The 17,644-nt window shown below is 60.9% G+C and carries 17 protein-coding genes; 9 read left to right on the forward strand and 8 right to left on the reverse strand.

Annotated features, from left to right (window positions below):
- Positions 1-50: 50 nt before the first annotated feature.
- The 3 genes from asd to F8N62_RS19770 are packed head-to-tail and all read right to left on the reverse strand — an operon-like array spanning position 51 to position 3,323.
- Complete coding sequence (asd, locus tag F8N62_RS19760) at positions 51-911, reverse strand: archaetidylserine decarboxylase (RefSeq protein WP_150712260.1); 861 nt, start codon at positions 909-911, stop codon at positions 51-53.
- Positions 912-929: 18 nt separating this feature from the next.
- Positions 930-1,745 carry a rhodanese-like domain-containing protein gene (locus F8N62_RS19765; RefSeq protein WP_150712261.1) on the reverse strand — a complete coding sequence of 272 codons (816 nt, stop codon included), beginning with the start codon at positions 1,743-1,745 and terminating at the stop codon, positions 930-932.
- A 39-nt stretch (positions 1,746-1,784) separates the two neighbouring features.
- Positions 1,785-3,323 (reverse strand): HDOD domain-containing protein, encoded by a 1,539-nt coding sequence (locus tag F8N62_RS19770; protein WP_150712262.1) that lies wholly within the window; start codon positions 3,321-3,323, stop codon positions 1,785-1,787.
- A gap of 166 nt (positions 3,324-3,489) precedes the next feature.
- Here F8N62_RS19770 and motA point away from each other — a divergent pair, with 166 nt between their 5' ends.
- Entirely contained in the window at positions 3,490-4,341 is an 852-nt protein-coding gene (motA, locus tag F8N62_RS19775) for a flagellar motor stator protein MotA (RefSeq protein WP_150712263.1), read from the forward strand.
- Positions 4,342-4,344: 3 nt separating this feature from the next.
- Entirely contained in the window at positions 4,345-5,373 is a 1,029-nt protein-coding gene (gene motB / locus F8N62_RS19780; RefSeq protein ID WP_150712264.1) for a flagellar motor protein MotB, read from the forward strand.
- Between the two features lie 183 nt (positions 5,374-5,556).
- Here the strand turns inward: motB and F8N62_RS19785 are convergent, their stop codons facing one another.
- From F8N62_RS19785 to rsgA, 4 genes are all read right to left on the reverse strand, one after another.
- Positions 5,557-6,042, reverse strand: a complete 486-nt coding sequence (locus F8N62_RS19785) for a toll/interleukin-1 receptor domain-containing protein (protein WP_150712265.1) — start codon at positions 6,040-6,042, stop codon at positions 5,557-5,559.
- Entirely contained in the window at positions 6,042-7,001 is a 960-nt protein-coding gene (locus F8N62_RS19790) for a caspase family protein (RefSeq protein WP_150712266.1), read from the reverse strand. Before F8N62_RS19790 ends, F8N62_RS19785 begins: the two co-directional genes overlap by 1 nt.
- Positions 7,002-7,003: 2 nt before the next feature.
- Complete coding sequence (locus tag F8N62_RS19795) at positions 7,004-7,411, reverse strand: TIR domain-containing protein (protein ID WP_150712267.1); 408 nt, start codon at positions 7,409-7,411, stop codon at positions 7,004-7,006.
- A gap of 210 nt (positions 7,412-7,621) precedes the next feature.
- Positions 7,622-8,653: a small ribosomal subunit biogenesis GTPase RsgA gene (gene rsgA / locus F8N62_RS19800; RefSeq protein WP_150712268.1), complete on the reverse strand. Its 1,032-nt coding sequence runs from the start codon at positions 8,651-8,653 to the stop codon at positions 7,622-7,624.
- A gap of 107 nt (positions 8,654-8,760) precedes the next feature.
- On the opposite strand from rsgA, the gene orn reads away from it, so the two are divergent.
- Together orn and F8N62_RS19810 are read left to right on the forward strand one after the other, a co-directional pair.
- Complete coding sequence (gene orn, locus F8N62_RS19805; protein ID WP_128606376.1) at positions 8,761-9,303, forward strand: oligoribonuclease; 543 nt, start codon at positions 8,761-8,763, stop codon at positions 9,301-9,303.
- Between the two features lie 182 nt (positions 9,304-9,485).
- Entirely contained in the window at positions 9,486-10,097 is a 612-nt protein-coding gene (locus F8N62_RS19810) for a trimeric intracellular cation channel family protein (RefSeq protein WP_150712269.1), read from the forward strand.
- Between the two features lie 87 nt (positions 10,098-10,184).
- On the opposite strand, the gene queG is transcribed toward F8N62_RS19810, so the two are convergent.
- Complete coding sequence (queG, locus tag F8N62_RS19815) at positions 10,185-11,249, reverse strand: tRNA epoxyqueuosine(34) reductase QueG (protein ID WP_150712270.1); 1,065 nt, start codon at positions 11,247-11,249, stop codon at positions 10,185-10,187.
- Between the two features lie 63 nt (positions 11,250-11,312).
- On the opposite strand from queG, the gene F8N62_RS19820 reads away from it, so the two are divergent.
- From F8N62_RS19820 to miaA, 5 genes are read left to right on the forward strand one after another with little or no spacing between them, the layout of a single operon-like run.
- The gene (locus tag F8N62_RS19820) at positions 11,313-12,812 is read left to right on the forward strand and encodes an NAD(P)H-hydrate dehydratase (protein WP_150712271.1); all 1,500 of its coding nucleotides are present in this window, start codon (positions 11,313-11,315) and stop codon (positions 12,810-12,812) included.
- Complete coding sequence (gene tsaE / locus F8N62_RS19825; protein ID WP_150712272.1) at positions 12,800-13,270, forward strand: tRNA (adenosine(37)-N6)-threonylcarbamoyltransferase complex ATPase subunit type 1 TsaE; 471 nt, start codon at positions 12,800-12,802, stop codon at positions 13,268-13,270. The genes F8N62_RS19820 and tsaE overlap by 13 nt, the downstream gene beginning before the upstream one ends.
- Positions 13,271-14,698 carry an N-acetylmuramoyl-L-alanine amidase gene (locus F8N62_RS19830; RefSeq protein WP_150712273.1) on the forward strand — a complete coding sequence of 476 codons (1,428 nt, stop codon included), beginning with the start codon at positions 13,271-13,273 and terminating at the stop codon, positions 14,696-14,698.
- The gene (gene mutL / locus F8N62_RS19835) at positions 14,695-16,605 is read left to right on the forward strand and encodes a DNA mismatch repair endonuclease MutL (RefSeq protein WP_150712274.1); all 1,911 of its coding nucleotides are present in this window, start codon (positions 14,695-14,697) and stop codon (positions 16,603-16,605) included. The genes F8N62_RS19830 and mutL overlap by 4 nt, the downstream gene beginning before the upstream one ends.
- Positions 16,605-17,576: a tRNA (adenosine(37)-N6)-dimethylallyltransferase MiaA gene (gene miaA, locus F8N62_RS19840; protein ID WP_150712275.1), complete on the forward strand. Its 972-nt coding sequence runs from the start codon at positions 16,605-16,607 to the stop codon at positions 17,574-17,576. The genes mutL and miaA overlap by 1 nt, the downstream gene beginning before the upstream one ends.
- Positions 17,577-17,644: the final 68 nt, after the last annotated feature.

A 17,644-nucleotide genomic window follows, 5' to 3' on the forward strand; every position in this document is an offset into this window, starting at 1 on the left:
CTCAGGTTCTTCGCGAGCAAGCTTCGCTCCTACAGTAAAGCCGCAGTGAATCAGGCTTTTGGCAAGCCCAGGCCTTGGCCCATCTGTACCGGCGAACCGGCCACCAGTTCTTCAGCCCACTGCACTTGATCCGGGCCGAACAGCACGACAGCGGTGGAACCCAGTTTGAAACGACCCAGTTCCGCGCCTTTTTCCAGATAAATCGGCGCGCGGGCCGCTTCGTCGTAGCGGAAAGTTTTCAGTTCGCGTTTCGGCGGTGTCACCAGGCCGGCCCAGACCGTTTCGATCGACGCCACAATCATTGCGCCCACCAACACCACGGCCATCGGCCCGCGTTCGGTGTCGAAAATGCACGCTACACGCTCGTTGCGGGCGAACAGTTCCGGCACGTTTTCAGCAGTGGTCTGGTTGACCGAGAAAATCCGGCCCGGGATGTAGACCATCTCGCGCAGGGTGCCGGCCAGCGGCATGTGTACGCGGTGGTAATCCTTCGGCGACAGATAAATGGTGGCGAAATCACCGCCCATGAACGGCGCTGCGTTGGCGGCGTCCCCACCGAGCAATTCCAGCACGCTGAAGCTGTGGCCCTTGGCCTGGAACACGCGGCCGTGCTCGATCGGGCCGAGCTGGCTGACGGCGCCGTCGGCCGGGCTGAGGATCGCGCCCGGGGTTTCGTCCAGTGGACGGGCTCCGTCTTTCAGCGCGCGGGTGAAGAACGCGTTGAAGTGCTCGTAGGCCGTCAGGTCTTCGACCAGTGCCTGGGACATGTCCACCTGATAACGCTTGGCGAACCACGCGGTGAACGCGTTCTTGAACCAGCGCACGCGGCATTCGGCGATGCAGCCGGCCAGTCGCGAGAGCAAGTGGTGCGGCAGCAGGTATTGGCTGAGGATAAACAAACGCTTATTCATTAACTGTCCTTAAAAACCTTAAATCTCTACAGGCGTATCGGGATGGTTACCCCATTCGCCCCAGGAGCCGGCGTAGCCTTTGACCCGCGGATAACCGAGGGACTTGGCCACCAGATAGGTGAAGCCAGAACGATGGTGAGTCTGGCAGTGGGTAATCACTTCTTTGTCTTTGCTGATCCCGAGTTGTTCGAGGATCTGTGGCATGTCCGAGCGGATGCGCAGGTTGCGCGTAGGGTCCATGCCCGCGGTCCATTCGAAATTGACTGCGCCGGGAATGTGCCCAGCCTTGGCCGCCAGGACTTTATCGCCGGAGTATTCGAGCGGTCCGCGCGCGTCCCAGATCGCCAGGTCGGCGGCACCGAGACGGCTTTGCAGGTACTCGCGAGTGGCGGTGGGTTCGTCGCGCAGGGTCAATGCAACCGGACCGCCGACCACGGGCGGAATCTGGATCGACATCGGCATGCCTTCCGCCAGCCAGGACGTCAGGCCGCCGTCGACGTAGTGGTACTTGCTGTGGCCAATGACATCCAGCAACCAGATAAAGCGCCCGGCCCAACCGCCGCCTTCGTCGTCATACACCACGTAGACCGCATCTGGGTTGTGCCCCAGCTCACCAAATAACGCTTCGAGTGCGGCGTGCGGCGGCATCAGGCCCGGCGCAGGGAGCTGGCCGAGTTGCGTGCGTTTCGGATCGACGAATCGCGCGCCCGGAATATGCCCTTCGGCATAGCGGGCGCTGCTGGTCAGGTCCACCAGAATCAGATCGCGGGCGTCGAGGCGAGGGAGCAAGTCGCTCGGCTCGATCACCAGCGGCAAGCCAGAGAAGTCAGACATGTGAGGTCTCCAGAGCACAAAGGGGAGGATTGTAGCGGGTCATTGGCCGCGATGGCTAAAGCTGTGCAGTGCTTTTTCGATGCACTGCGCGGTTTTGCCGAAGGCTTGCACGGTGATCTCGGAAAACGGCCCGCCGCCCTGATCCGCCACCACAATCATGATCACCCGGCCGTTATTCACCAGCGAGCGCAACAATAGGTGCTCGCCACCGAACTGCGCTCGCAGGCCGGCGGGCAACAGCGCCGAAAATTGCGCATTGTTGTCCGGCGTCAGGCGCACCTGCGCCTGCTGCGAGAGCAGGCGTTGCAACACGGTGCTCTGGCTCACGACGAAATTCAGGCCGGCCGCTTCTTTTGGCAGCCCGGCGGTCTGGTGCACGCGCAAATTGGCGTGGGTGCGGTCGGCCATCAGGATGATCACCCGACGCATGCCGCAGGCGACCAGCGCGTCCCGGGCCGAGTTGGTCAAGTGCATGGCGTTGGTGAAACGACTCGGTTCCACCAACAGCTCGGCGCATTGCTTGCGCCAGTGCGTCAGATCGACTGCGGTGGGCGCCGGGGCAGGGAGCAAGCCGGCATGGATGCGGTTCGTGCCCCACGGCCAAAGCAACGCAACGGCCGGGTGCCAGAGCTCGGGCCTGGCGTGCTGGCGCGCACTGTTGGCGGCCTGCTGGTGCAGTTGCTGCTGCACATCGTCCATCGGCATTTGCAGGTAAAGGCTGGTCAGGTATTGCCAGCGTTGACTGTGCGGACTGTCCCAGGCCTGTTGCGCCGACAGTGCCAGGCCGTTGGCCAGCAACACGGTATTGGCCGGCTGATTGAGCCAGCGGCGCAATGTCGGATCGTCATCGAGGCGGTTCTGCTGGCGCAGCGGGTGATCAGTGTCGCGGGCGATGCGCAGGACTTTCACCAGCTCCCTGCGTTCCGTGAGCAACAGTTTGTAACCCTGCTGCACCCAGTGCGGCAGGTGCCAGATTTCCACCAGGGTTTGAGCGATTTCCAGCAAGCGCACGCCAAACAATTGTTTCTCGACGTTGCGCGCCGACTCGCCTTTATGAATGACCCGCAGCTCCCATTCTTCAAGCAGCTGCGGATGGGTCAACGCCATTGGCCACAGCGGCGAAAGAAACAGCAGGCTGCCCCAGTGGATGTCCTGCCACAGCCGGGCCAGGCGAGCGGCAAAAAAACCGTTGGCCTGTTGCGTCGCATGCTGACTGATCAGTTGCAGCTGACGCAGCGCCACGGGAATGTTCGCTTCCGGCTCGGCGGGCAGCCGGGCGAGCAACTCTTCAGTGCGCTTCAAACCGAGGCGATTGATCGCCACCTCAAGGTTTTCCGCAGGTTCGGACATGCTGCCGTGAGTGTGCCGGTTGGCTTCGCGAATCACGCTCAAGGCCAGGGCAGGGCTGTCCTGCATCAAATCCGCGATGTCGCGCAGCGAGCTGCGGTTATCGGCGATGGCCTTGCAGACCCGGTCGTGACTGGCCTGCGGAACGGGCAGGCGCACGCCGTCGAGCAGCTTGATCCAGCCTTCGAGTGTGGTCGGTTTTGGAGTCGGGACGTTCGTTTCGTTAGCCATGGATGGACGCGATCATCGTCTGCATTACCTATGCCCGGAGCGGGCCAAATTGGCTTTTCGCCTGAACGGGCTATAGTCTGGCGCAGTTTTGCCGATAAGGAGAAGAAGAGATTTTTTAACTTCCGAATATGACCTTGAACCCGACTCAGTAAGTGCTCTCCTACCTATGGCTAAAATTATCGGCATCATCGTCGTATTCGCGAGCGTGCTCGGCGGATACGTGCTTTCCCACGGCAAGATTGCCGCCTTGATTCAGCCCTTCGAGGTGTTGATCATCGGTGGCGCGGCCCTCGGTGCATTCCTGCAGGCCAACCCCGGTTACATGACCCTGCACGTGCTCAAGAAATCCTTGAGCATGTTCAGTTCGCGCTTCAACCACACCTTCTACCTGGAAGTGCTGGGGCTGATTTACGAGATCCTCAACAAGAGCCGCCGCGAAGGCATGATGGCCATTGAAGGTGACATCGAAGACGCCGCCGCGAGCCCGATTTTTGCCAAGTACCCGTCGGTTCTGAAAGATGAGCGGATGACCGCATTCGTCTGCGACTACCTGCGCATCATGTCCTCCGGCAACATGGCGCCCCATGAACTCGAAGGCCTGTTCGACATGGAGCTGACCAGCCTCAAGGAAGATCTGGACCACCCGTCCCACGCCGTTAACGGCATTGCCGACGCCATGCCCGGTTTCGGTATCGTCGCGGCGGTATTGGGTATTGTGGTGACCATGGCCTCCCTGGGTGAAGGCGATCAGGCCTCCATCGGCCTGCACGTCGGTGCGGCACTGGTCGGTACCTTCTTCGGTATTCTCGCGGCTTATGGTTTCTTCGGTCCGCTGGCCCATTCCCTGGCCCACGATGCCAAGGAAGAACTGAACATCTACGAAGCCATCAAGGCCTCGCTGGTCGCGTCGGCTTCCGGCATGCCGCCATCGCTGGCGGTGGAATTTGGCCGCAAAGTTTTGTACCCGGCGCATCGCCCAAGCTTCGCTGAGCTGGAACAAGCGGTCCGCGGTCGCTAAGTCATGGAAAATAACCAGCCGATCATCATCAAGCGCGTAAAGAAATACGCGGCCGGGCATCACGGGGGCTCCTGGAAAATCGCCTTCGCCGACTTCGCGACGGCGATGATGGCGTTCTTCCTGGTGCTGTGGCTGCTGTCCACTGCGACACCGGAACAGAAGATCGCCATCGCCGGGTACTTCAAGGACCCGGTCGGGTTTTCCGAAAGCGGCACGCCGTACATCATCGACCTCGGTGGCTCGCCAACCCTGGCGCCGGAAAATACCCTCAACCCCGAGGTGAAATCCCAGCCGCAGCCGGACAAAGTGACCGTCGACACCGAACAGGTCGAAGGCATGGCCGAGATGGTCGAAAAGGAACGCCTGGAACTGTTGCTGCAAGAACTGCAGAACAAGGTCGAAGAGAATCCGCAACTGCAGAAATTCAAGGACCAGATTCTGTTCGAGATCACCTCGGACGGTTTGCGCATCCAGATCGTCGACGCCGAAAACCGCCCGATGTTCGACTCCGGCAGTGCCCGCCTGAAACCGTATTTCGAAGACATCTTGCTGGCCATGGCCGACACCATCAAAGCGGTGCCGAACAAAATTAGCGTCAGCGGCCACACCGATGCCAAGCCGTACTCGGGCACTGGCGATTTCGGTAACTGGGAACTCTCGGCCAACCGTGCCAACGCCGCACGTCGTGCATTGGTCGCGGGCAGTTATCCAGATCAGCAAGTGGCGCGGGTTGTCGGTTATGCCTCGTCAGCCCTGTTTGATCGCGATAATCCGCTGAACCCGGTGAACCGTCGTATCGACATTATCGTGTTGACCAAAAAGGCCCAGCGCGCCATCGAAGGTTCGCAAGGCGCGGAACCGGCGCCGGAACCCACTCAAGGCCAGGGCGGCCCGGGTGAAGTGCCGGCCACGCCGGTGGATCCGAATGCATTGCCGGCGGATAAAGAACCGTTGCCGGCGCATGAGCTTCGCGAGCGGCTGAATCTGTTCGAGGACCCGGTGCCGAAACCCGGTGAGCCGCCGAAGCAGTGACCCACGAAAAAGCCGACAGTGATGTCGGCTTTTTTTACTTTGGTTTGCACGGTCCCTTGTAGGAGCGAGCTTGCTCGCGAAGGACTTCAGGGCGACACGTTCATTCAGACAGCCAGCGTCAACGTTAACGACCATCGCTGGCAAGCCAGCTCCCACAGGGGAGCGGCGTCACCAGCGTGCCGGTCAGAAGCCGCGGCGAATTCGCGTTTTCAGCTTGTCATGAAACATGTCCGCATCGCGCTTGTACACGCTGCGAATGGCCTCGCTGAACGACTCCAGCCCCACCGATCGACTGGAAAGGGTTTCCTCCCGATAAGCATCAATAAAGAAACTGATGTCAGAATCGCCACTCAGTTTCGGCCATTTATCGAGGTACAGCGGCAGGGCGCTCTGACCGATCTGGAATGAGCAGATCCGCCGATTGCTGATGGTCGCTTCGCCAATTTCGAATGGCACCCACCACGACTGCGCCGTCTCCTGTGAAACCACCGCCAACAAGTGCGTGCAGTCGGTGATGTTGCGAGTGATCACGGCGGTGATGTCATCGGTCAGTTGGGATTCGGTATCCAGCACATCAAGATAGGTTTTGATGTTGGCCCGCACCAGGCGTTCGTTGATGGCCATTGCCTGTGCGCGGTCGGTGTGCCGGTAGCTGATAAACACTGGCATCAGAAATGTCCTTTGATCGCGAGTTCGCGGTAGTAGGCGCCGAGCGCAGTCAGGCGGCAGCCGGTGGAGTGCATGGCGGCGAAGTACATGTGCTCGGCGTCGACCGGTTCGATCAGGCTGTGGCGGTTGCACTTTTGCAGTTGGTTGAAGATTTCGCCGTTGTCGGGATCGAACGCGGAGGCGGTCGGTTCGTAGCTCGGATCGAGTCGATAGACGTAGCTGGGCTCCGGGAACCAGTCCTTGAGTTTGCGCAAGGTGTCTTCAGCGATCAGCGGCGCGACTTCGCGCAGCGGCACAAACTGCGACACGTTGGTCTTGAATACCGGTCGCTGTTCCCAGGCGCCCAACGCATTATCGACAAACGAATACACGCTGCCGGGCGTGACTTTGCCCAACACATTGGCGGCTCCGCCGTGAAGCGCTTGCAGCAACAGATCGGTAAAAACCCCGTGGCCCCGACCTTCCATCGCCGCTTGATCCTTTTTGCAGGCGGTGAGGATGGTCAAGCCCTCGCTGACAATGCTGCTGCCGCCGCGCAACCCGCGCATGGCCGCTGCTGCACCCGCCTGGCAACAATCGAGAATGATGATTTTGTTCTTGATGTGTTGAGCATCTTCCGCCCATTTCAAGACATCGCTGATGCGAATGCCCTCTACGCCGTGCCCGAAGTCCTGAGGGATCAGCAAGCCTTCATCGATGCTGGTATCGAACTGGCCGTGGCCGGCGAAGTACAACAGGGCCACATCGCAATCACCCGAGAACAGGCTCTGGATCTGCTGCTTCAAAAACGTGTGAGTGAGATGGTCCTCCGCCGACGTCAGAACCTTGCTGCTGAAGTTGGGTCGGCCGCTGGCGTGGCGCTCCAGCACCGATGCCATGGCCATCGCATCGTTATTGCAGCCGCTCAGCGGTGGAACATGGGCGTAATGGTTAATTCCGATGAACAGTCCCTTGCGCATGGTTACACCGCCGTGTGCAGTCGAATGGTACTGACGATGCTTTTGGTGTTCCACGCGCACTCGGCGTGGGCGGCGTTGCGTACTACCGTGGAAATCCGGTCGGCGCCAAAGGGCTTGATCGCAATGATCACCTTGCCCATGCGCCTGGCAATCTCGATTTCCTTGTTGATCCACTTGCTGTACGTCGAATACACGCCGGCCATGATCAACACGGCGGAGCAAGGGCGGATCTTGTCTTCGATGGCTGTTTCGAGTTGCTTGTCGGTGGGCGCGTCGAGGATCGGATTATGCGGTGGCACCGAAAAATTCTTGAAGGTGAAACCCGGCTGCGCTCTGAGCAGGCGCACGAGGTCGTCGTGGGTGTGGGCGTAATTCCACGAATGGCTGATAAACAGGTGATAGGTTTGCATCGAAATCCCTCACAGACGCAGGAGTGCGCAGAGGGCTTGAATGTAGGCACTTGGCGGGGTGTCACAAGATCGGCGGCAATAAAGAGAATGGCCTTACAGAAGGCGCACGCAAGCCTTTCAGAAATATCTGACGTTTAATCCGTGAGGGATTTGTAAGGCATAAACGAGAGAGCTCCGCCCCGTCAGCGTCGGGGCGGCAGGCTCACCTGTTTAGTAGCTGCTTTCCGGCAAACTGGCGATGATCGAGCGGTAGCTGTTCATCCGTTGCTGCTGCACGCGGCCTTCTTCGAGCGCCTTGAGCAGGGCGCAACCCGGCTCGCGGTCGTGTTTGCAGTCGCGGAAGCGGCAAGTGCCGATCAGGTCGTTGAACTCGATGAAGCCTGCTTCGACGTCGGCGCGGCTGACGTGGCCCAGGCCGAATTCGCGAATGCCCGGGGAGTCGATCAGCTCACCGCCACCGGGGAAGTGGAACAAACGCGCGGTGGTCGTGGTGTGAGTGCCCTGGCCGGACAGCTCGGACAGCGGGCCGACGCGGGTTTCGACTTCCGGCAGCAAACTGTTGACCAGCGAAGATTTGCCGACACCGGACTGGCCGACGAACACGCTGATGCGCCCGTCCAGTTGTTCTTGAAGTTGTTCCATGCCATTGCCGTGGTGCGCCGACACTTCCAGCACCGGATAACCCAGCGTGCGATAAACCGCGAGCAAGGCATTCAGCGCCGGGGCGTTCTGCTCGTCGATCAGGTCGAATTTGTTCAGCAGCAGCAGTGGCCGAATCCCGGCGTGTTCCGCCGCGACCAGGTAACGGTCGATCAGGTTGGCATGCGGCTCGGGCAACGGTGCGAAGACGATGACGATCATGTCAACGTTGGCCGCCACCGGCTTGAGCTGGCCACGGCTGTCCGGACGGCAGAGCTCGGTTTTGCGCGGCAGTTGCGCCACGATCACCCCGATGCCCTGGTTGCCGGCACGCCAGACCACCTGATCGCCGGTCACCAGCGCCGGCAGGTTGGCGCGCAAGTGACAGCGGAACACTTGGCCGGCCAATTCGCCTTCGAGGGCTTCGACTTCGACCTGCACACCGAAGTGCGCGATCACCAGGCCGGTCTGTTCCGGGCCCAGGTCGCCGCCTTCAAGTGCCTCGACAGCCGAGGACTCGCGTTTGGCGGCGCGGGCAGCGCGCTCGCCCTGAATCTTTTCGATGCGCCAGTTTTGACGACGATTGAGTTGGCGTTTGGCCATGGGTGTTCCGTATGAAGAATGCAGCGATTAGGTAAAACGGCCGCGAGTTTAGCACGCCCGGGCGCCGCCCTAGGCTAAACTGCGCAGCATTGCCTAGGAGCCGACACATGCAAAACCCGCAGAATCTGATCTGGATCGACCTGGAAATGACCGGTCTGAACCCTGATACCGACGTCATCATCGAGATGGCCACCATTGTCACTGACAGTGATCTGAATACCTTGGCCGAAGGTCCGGTGATCGCCATCCATCACAGCGATGAAATTCTTGCTGGCATGGATGAGTGGAACACCCGTCAACACGGCGGCTCGGGCCTGACCCAGCGCGTGCGTGACAGCCGCATCAGCATGGCCGAAGCCGAAGCTGAGACCATTGCCTTCCTGGAGAAATGGGTGCCGAAGGGCAAGTCGCCGATCTGTGGCAACAGCATCTGCCAGGACCGACGCTTCCTTTATACGCACATGAAATCCCTGGAAAGCTACTTCCACTACCGCAACCTCGACGTCTCGACCCTGAAAGAACTGGCCGCGCGCTGGGCGCCGGACGTGCGTGACAGCTTCAAAAAGGGCAGCACCCACCTGGCGCTGGACGACATCCGCGAATCGATCGCCGAATTGCAGCATTACCGCCAGCATTTCATCAAGTTCTGATGCTGCATCGCGGTCCCTGTGTAGGAGCTGCCGCAGGCTGCGATCTTTTGATCCTGGTTCTAAAGCAAAATCAAAAGATCGCAGCCTGCGGCAGCTCCTACAGGGGATTGCGGCACGCCTGCCCTCTTTTGGTGCCGGAACTAAATGGCTAGACTGCGCGCCTTCCTGCAAGGACCGCCACCATGTTGCTGATGCTTTACCTGATCGCCATCACCGCCGAAGCCATGACCGGCGCGCTGTCTGCCGGCCGCCGCGGCATGGACTGGTTCGGCGTGGTGCTGATCGCCTGTATCACGGCGTTGGGCGGCGGTTCGGTGCGCGACGTGCTGCTCGGCCATTACCCCCTGACCTGGGTCAAGCACCCGGAATACCTGGTGTTGACCTCGGTCGCGGCAATGGTCACGGTCTTCACGGCACGCTGGATGCGCCACCTGCGCTCGCTGTTTCTGGTGCTCGACGCCGTCGGGCTGGTGGCGTTCACCCTGATCGGCTGCATGACCGCCCTGGAAATGGGCCACGGCATGCTGGTGGCCTCGGTCAGTGGCGTGATCACCGGCGTATTCGGCGGCATCCTGCGCGACATCTTCTGCAACGACATCCCCCTGATTTTCCGTCGCGAGCTTTACGCCAGCGTCTCGTTCGCGGCGGCGTGGTGTTACATGCTGTGCCTTTATCTGAACGTGCCGGGAGAGCAGGCAATCCTGATCACCCTGTTCGGCGGCTTCCTGCTGCGCTTGCTGGCGATCCGGTTTCACTGGGAAATGCCCAAGTTCGTCTACAACGACGAAGCTTGAATCGCAAAGCCCTGTAGGAGCTGCCGAAGGCTGCGATCTTTTGATCTTGAAAAATCAGGATCAAAAGATCGCAGCCTTCGGCAGCTCCTACGCCAGTCCGTGTTGTTTCAGCGCCCACTCGACATGTTCGCGCACCAGCTCTGACGGGTGCTCCCGGCGCGCCTTCAACGCCTCCAGCACCGGAATGCTCGACGGCGCATTGCCCAGGCCCACCGCCAGATTGCGCAACCAGCGCTCGTAACCGGCGCGTCGTAACGGCGAACCTTCGGTACTGCTGAGAAATTTGTCCTCATCCCACATGAACAATTCCGCCAGTTCGGCGTTGTCCAGATTGTGCCGTGGCTTGAAGTCGCTTTCGCCGGACGGGCGGGCGAAGCGGTTCCATGGGCAAACGATCTGGCAATCATCGCAGCCGAATACCCGATTGCCGATCAATGGCCGCAGGTCTTCGGGGATCGCGCTTTTCAGCTCGATGGTCAGATAGGAAATACAGCGCCGAGCGTCCAGCACATAAGGGCCGACGAAGGCATTGGTCGGGCAGATGTCCAGACACGCGGTACAGCGGCCGCAGTGTTCGGTGCTGTGGGGTGGGTCGACCGGCAGCGGCAGGTCGACAAACAGTTCGCTGAGGAAAAAATAACTGCCGGCCTTGCGATTCAAGACCAGCGTATTTTTGCCGATCCATCCAAGGCCGGCCTTTTCAGCAATGGCTTTTTCCAGCACCGGCGCACTGTCGACAAATGCGCGGTAGCCGAACGGGCCGATCACCGTCTGAATCTTTTCTGCCAGTTGTTGCACGCGTTTACGGATCAATTTGTGGTAATCGCGGCCCAAGGCATAACGCGAGACGTAGGCTTTTTCCGGTTGGGCCAGCAATTGCGCCATTTGGGTGTCGCCGGGCAGGTAGTCCATGCGCAGGGAAACCACGCGCAAAGTGCCCGGCACCAGCTCTTCCGGGTGTGAGCGTTTGCTGCCATGGGCGCCCATGTAGTCCATTTCGCCGTGATAGCCGGCTTCGAGCCAGCGCTCCAGGTGCTGCTCATGCTCGGCGAGGTCGAGGCCGCTGATGCCGACTTGCTGAAAGCCCAACTCGCGGCCCCAGTCCTTGATGGATTGGGCGAGGGCGGGCAGGTCTGTGGTAATAGCGGGCATGAGGCGAGAGAAACCGGAGCTGAGGTGCGTATAATTCTGCCAGACATCGGAGCCTGAAGACGCATGCCGCACACTAAAGATGATTTACCCGACGCGCTGTACAGCGCCGCGCAAGTGCGAGCCCTCGATGCGAGCCTGATTGCGGCCGGCACGCCGGGCTTCGAATTGATGCAGCGTGCGGCACGGGCGACCTGGCGTGCGCTGGTCCGGCAATGGCCGACGGCGAACGAATTGACGGTGGTCGCCGGTCACGGCAACAACGCTGGCGACGGCTATCTGGTTGCGGTGTTGGCCAGGCGGGCCAGTTGGCATGTGCGCGTGTTGGCGGCCGGAGATCCTCAGCAGTTGCAGGGCGATGCCCGATTGGCTCACGCAGAGGCCATCGCCGAAGGGGTCGCCGTTCAGAGCTGGACGGCGCAGTCCGAATTGCGCGGCGTCGTATTGGATGCCTTGCTCGGCACCGGTCTGGCGGGAGACGTGCGGGAACCCTATGCGAGTGTTATCGCGGCGATCAATGCCAGTGACCGACCGGTGGCCGCGGTGGATATTCCTTCCGGGCTGTGTGCGGATACGGGGCGGGTGCTCGGCGCGGCGGTGCGGGCTGATCTGACCGTGACCTTCATCGGATTGAAACTGGGTCTGTTCACGGGCGACGCGGCGAATGTGGTGGGCGAGTTGGTCTTCAATGACCTGCAAGCCTCGCCTGAGTTGTGCGGCGAGATTCCCGTCAGCGCACGTCGCCTGTCGGCTGGCAACCTGCCGCGTCTGGCGGGTCGCGCACCGACTGCTTATAAAGGCAGTTTCGGCCATGTCCTGCTGATTGGCGGTGATCGCGGGTTCGGCGGCGCAATCCTGTTGAGCGCGCACAGTGCGCTGCGCAGTGGCGCGGGGATGGTGTCGGTGGCGACGCGCAGCGAACACGTCGCGGCGGCGCTGGCCAGAATCCCCGAAGCCATGGTGCTGGGGACTTCGTCGGCCAATCAGCTGATGGAGCTGCTGCAAAAGGTTTCCGTACTGGTGGTCGGTCCCGGCTTGGGGCAGGCTTCGTGGGGGCGCAGTCTGTTGTCGGCAGCGGCCAACGCGCCGTTGCCGCAAGTCTGGGACGCGGATGCATTGAACATGCTGGCGGGTGGGGTCGTAAGTTTGCCCAAGGATTGCGTGATTACGCCGCATCCGGGCGAGGCGGCGCGGTTGCTGGGAATATCAACGGCCGACGTTCAGGCCGACCGTCCTGCCGCCGCTCACGCTTTGAGCAAAAAATATACAGCCGTGGTGATTTTGAAAGGCGCCGGAAGTCTGGTCGCCAGCCCGGACGGGCGCCTGGCTGTCTGTCATCAAGGCCATCCGGCCATGGCCACGGCCGGATTGGGCGATGTACTCGCCGGTCTGGTAGGCGCGTTGCTGGCCCAGGGCATGGACGCATTCGATGCGGCCAGCCTTGCGGTGTGGCTGCACGCCAATGCTGGCGCGCAACAAGGTAAATCGGGCCGTGGGCTGGCGGCCAGTGATCTGATTCCAGCCATTCGTCAGTTGTTGGAGGAGCAAGCACCGTGTCTGAAGTAACTCTGTACCTGGCCGATGAAGAGGCGATGACCGAATTTGGCGCGCGCATCGCACGAACGACCGAAGGGCACGGTCTGATTTTTCTGGAGGGGGACCTTGGCGCGGGGAAAACCACGCTGTCCCGAGGCATCATCCGGGGATTGGGGCATGTCGGTGCGGTAAAAAGTCCGACGTTCACGTTGGTTGAACCCTACGAAATCGGCGACATACGCGCCTTCCATTTCGACCTGTATCGGCTGGTCGACCCTGAAGAACTGGAGTACCTCGGCATCCGCGACTACTTCGAAGACGATGCGTTATGCCTGATCGAATGGCCCGGCAAGGGTGCAGGCTTTTTGCCAAAGCCCGACCTGACCATTACCATTAGCCCGCAAGACAGCGGGCGTTCGCTGAAAATTTTGTCCCAGGGCTCGCGTGGCGAGTCGTGGTGTGCCGCTTTGGCATTGGAATCCAATTAAATGATGGGGTCTGGTATGCGCTTTCGCGCGATGGTAGCTGCCGTAGGGTTGTTGTTTTTGGCGGTGACCGTCAACGCTGTGGCCGAAACGAAGGTCAACAGCGTTCGCCTGTGGCGGGCGCCGGACAACACACGGCTGGTGTTCGACCTGACCGGGCCGGTGCAACACAGCGTTTTCACCTTGACGTCCCCGGACCGGCTGGTGATCGACATCAATGGCGCAACCCTCGGAGCGCCACTGAACGTCAACGCTTCGAATTCGCCGATCACTGCCATGCGCTCGGCCCAACGCACGCCGACCGACCTGCGCGTGGTCATCGACCTGAAAAAGGCCGTCACGCCGAAGAGTTTTACCTTGGCGCCGAACGCCCAATACGGCAACCGACTGGTGGTCGATCTGTTCGACAATCCCGCCGACGCCGCACCGATTCCTGTGCCGACCAACGTCGCGACGGTGGCCCCGGTCCCGGTCACCCCGATCGATCCTCCCGTCAAGCTGCCGCCCGCTCCTGCCGGCAAGCGCGACATTATTGTGGTCATCGATGCCGGTCACGGCGGCGAAGACCCGGGCGCCTCGGGCTCTCGCGGTCAGCGTGAAAAAGACGTGGTATTGGCCATCGCTCGCGAATTGCAGCGTCAGGTCAACGGCATGAAGGGTTTCCGCGCCGAACTGACCCGCACTGGCGACTACTTCATTCCGTTGCGCGGGCGTACCGAAATCGCCCGCAAGAAGGGCGCCGACCTGTTCGTTTCGATCCACGCCGACGCTGCGCCTTCGGCCGCTGCCTTCGGTGCGTCGGTGTTCGCCCTGTCTGATCGCGGCGCCACCTCGGAAACTGCGCGTTGGCTGGCCGACAGCGAAAACCGTTCCGACTTGATCGGCGGCGCCGGCAACGTCAGCCTCGACGACAAGGACCGCATGCTCGCAGGCGTATTGCTCGACCTGTCGATGACCGCGTCCCTGACCTCCAGCCTCAACGTCGGCCAGAAGGTTCTGAGCAACATTGGTCGCGTCACGCCACTGCACAAACAGCGCGTGGAGCAAGCCGGGTTTATGGTCCTGAAGTCGCCGGACATCCCGTCGATCCTGGTGGAAACCGGGTTCATCTCCAACGCGAATGAAGCGTCGAAGCTTGCCGCCGCGAACCACCAGCAGGCGCTGGCGCGTTCGATCAGCAGCGGCGTGCGTCAGTTCTTCCAGCAGAATCCGCCACCGGGCACTTACATTGCCTGGCTGCGTGATTCCGGCAAGATCGCCCAAGGGCCACGGGATCACCGGGTTAACCCCGGCGAAACCCTGGCGATGATCGCCGTGCGTTATCAGGTGTCCCCGGCGACCCTGCGCAGCGCCAACAACCTGAAAAGCGACGAGCTGAAAGTCGGCCAGACCCTGACCATTCCCGGCACCGAACTGGCTTCCAAAGAATGAATCAGGCCGTGATCAATAGCACTCGCATCGAGTTGCTCAGCCCGCGACTGGCGAACCAGATTGCCGCCGGTGAGGTGGTTGAACGTCCGGCCTCGGTGATCAAGGAGTTGCTGGAAAACAGCCTCGACTCCGGCGCCAGGCGCATTGATGTCGATGTCGAGCAGGGCGGCGTCAAGCTGCTGCGGGTGCGCGACGACGGCAGCGGCATTTCTGCCGATGACCTGCCGCTCGCGCTGGCCCGTCACGCCACCAGCAAGATTCGCAACCTGGAAGACCTTGAGCAGGTGATGAGCCTGGGGTTTCGCGGCGAGGCACTCGCGTCGATCAGCTCGGTGGCCCGTTTGACTCTGACGTCGCGCACTCGCGACGCTGATCAGGCCTGGCAGGTCGAAACCGAAGGCCGCGACATGGCGCCTCGCGTGCAACCCGCCGCCCATCCGGTGGGCACCTCGGTGGAAGTCCGCGACCTGTTCTTCAATACCCCGGCGCGGCGCAAGTTTCTCAAGACCGAAAAAACCGAATTCGATCACCTGCAAGAAGTGATCAAACGCCTGGCCCTGGCGCGTTTTGACGTGGCGTTCCATTTGCGCCACAACGGCAAAACCATCCTCAGCCTGCATGAAGCCCATGACGACGCGGCCCGCGCCCGGCGTGTGGCGGCGATCTGTGGTTCGGGGTTTCTGGAGCAGGCACTGCCGATCGAAATCGAGCGCAATGGCCTGCATCTGTGGGGTTGGGTCGGCTTGCCGACGTTTAACCGCAGTCAGGCGGACTTGCAGTATTTCTTCGTCAATGGTCGCGCCGTGCGAGATAAATTGGTCGCGCACGCGGTCCGTCAGGCCTATCGCGATGTGCTGTTCAATGGCCGGCACCCGACCTTCGTGCTGTTTTTCGAGGTCGACCCGGCGGGTGTCGACGTCAACGTGCACCCGACCAAGCACGAAGTGCGCTTCCGTGACGGGCGCATGGTCCACGATTTCCTGTATGGCACGTTGCACCGCGCCTTGGGCGATGTGCGCCCGGATGATCATCTGGCGGCGCCTGTGGCCACGGCGATTGTTCGCCCCTCCGGTATCGATGCCGGCGAGTTTGGTCCGCAGGGCGAAATGCGCCTGGCGGCCAATGCATTGCTGGAGCAGCCGCAGGCACAACCGTCGTTCAACACCGCAGCAGGCTCTGGCGCCGGCGCCGGCTATCAGTATCAATACACGCCGCGTCCGCAGTCCGGCGTACCGGCGGCAGAAGCTCAGGCGGCTTACCGTGAGTTTTTTGCGCCCTTGCCTGAGGCCAATGCTGTCGCGCTTCCGGCCGGTCAGGATGATATTCCGCCGCTGGGTTACGCATTGGCGCAGCTCAAAGGCATCTACATTCTCTCGGAAAACGCCCAAGGCCTGGTGCTGGTGGACATGCACGCCGCCCATGAGCGGATCATGTACGAACGGCTAAAAATCGCCATGGCCAGCGAAGGCCTGAGCGGCCAGCCGCTGTTGGTCCCGGAATCGCTGGCGGTGAGTGAGCGCGAAGGCGATTGCGCCGAAGAAAATGTCGCGTGGTTCCAGCGTCTGGGTTTTGAATTGCAGCGACTCGGTCCGGAAACGCTGGCGATTCGGCAGATTCCGGCCTTGCTCAAGCAAGCCGAAGCCAATCGACTGGTCAGCGACGTATTGGCTGACCTGATGGAGTACGGCACCAGCGACCGCATTCAGGCGCATCTGAACGAATTGCTCGGCACCATGGCCTGCCACGGCGCGATTCGGGCGAATCGGCGTCTGGCCCTGCCGGAAATGAACGGTCTGCTGCGTGACATGGAAAACACCGAGCGCAGCGGTCAATGCAACCATGGCCGACCGACCTGGACCCAATTGGGCCTGGACGATCTGGACAAACTCTTCTTGCGCGGTCGTTGATGAGCCAGCTTCCCCCAGCGATTTTCCTGATGGGCCCGACCGCTGCGGGCAAGACCGATCTGGCCATCGAGCTGACCAAAGTCCTGCCCTGCGAGTTGATCAGCGTCGATTCGGCGCTGGTTTATCGCGGCATGGACATCGGCACCGCCAAGCCTTCGAAAGAAGTGCTGGCCGAATTCCCGCACCGTTTGATCGATATTCTTGACCCGGCAGAGAGTTATTCCGCCGCCGATTTTCGCCGTGATGCCCTCGAAGCCATGGCCGACATCACTTCGCGCGGGAAAATTCCGCTGCTGGTGGGCGGCACAATGCTCTACTACAAGGCTTTGGTTGAAGGTCTGGCGGACATGCCCGCCGCCGATCCCGAGGTCCGGGCGCAGATCGAAGAAGAAGCTGAACGCCTTGGCTGGCAGGCCCTGCACGACCAATTGGCGGTGATCGACCCTGAGTCCGCCGCCCGCATCCATCCGAACGATCCCCAGCGGCTCAGTCGCGCTCTGGAAGTTTATCGCGTCAGCGGTCAGAGCATGACTGAGCTGCGACTGAGACAAAGTGCGCAAAGTACTGAAGCAGCCGCTTCGGGACTGCAACAATTGCCCTATACTGTCGCGAACTTGGCAATTGCTCCGGCAAATCGCCAGGTACTGCACGAGCGAATTAAACAAAGATTCACAGTTATGTTGGAACAGGGATTCATTGACGAGGTCGTAGCCCTGCGTAAGCGCAGTGACCTGCATTCCGGGTTGCCGTCTATACGTGCAGTAGGCTACCGACAAGTCTGGGACTACCTGGATGGCAAGCTGACGCAAGCCGAGATGCAGGAGCGTGGAATCATTGCCACGCGCCAGTTGGCAAAGCGTCAGTTCACCTGGTTGCGCAGTTGGGCTGATTTACACTGGCTGGACAGCCTGGATTGCGACAATCTGCCGCGCGCCTTGAAATACCTGGGGACCATCTCCATATTGAGCTGAGTCCTTGCAATTGCCGTCTATCCTTGGGGGTGTGACGGCCACAAGCCATCTGTTTACCTATTTTTTAT

The sequence above is a fragment of the Pseudomonas fluorescens genome, assembly GCF_902497785.1.
In the GTDB taxonomy this organism is placed as follows: domain Bacteria; phylum Pseudomonadota; class Gammaproteobacteria; order Pseudomonadales; family Pseudomonadaceae; genus Aquipseudomonas; species Aquipseudomonas fluorescens_BO.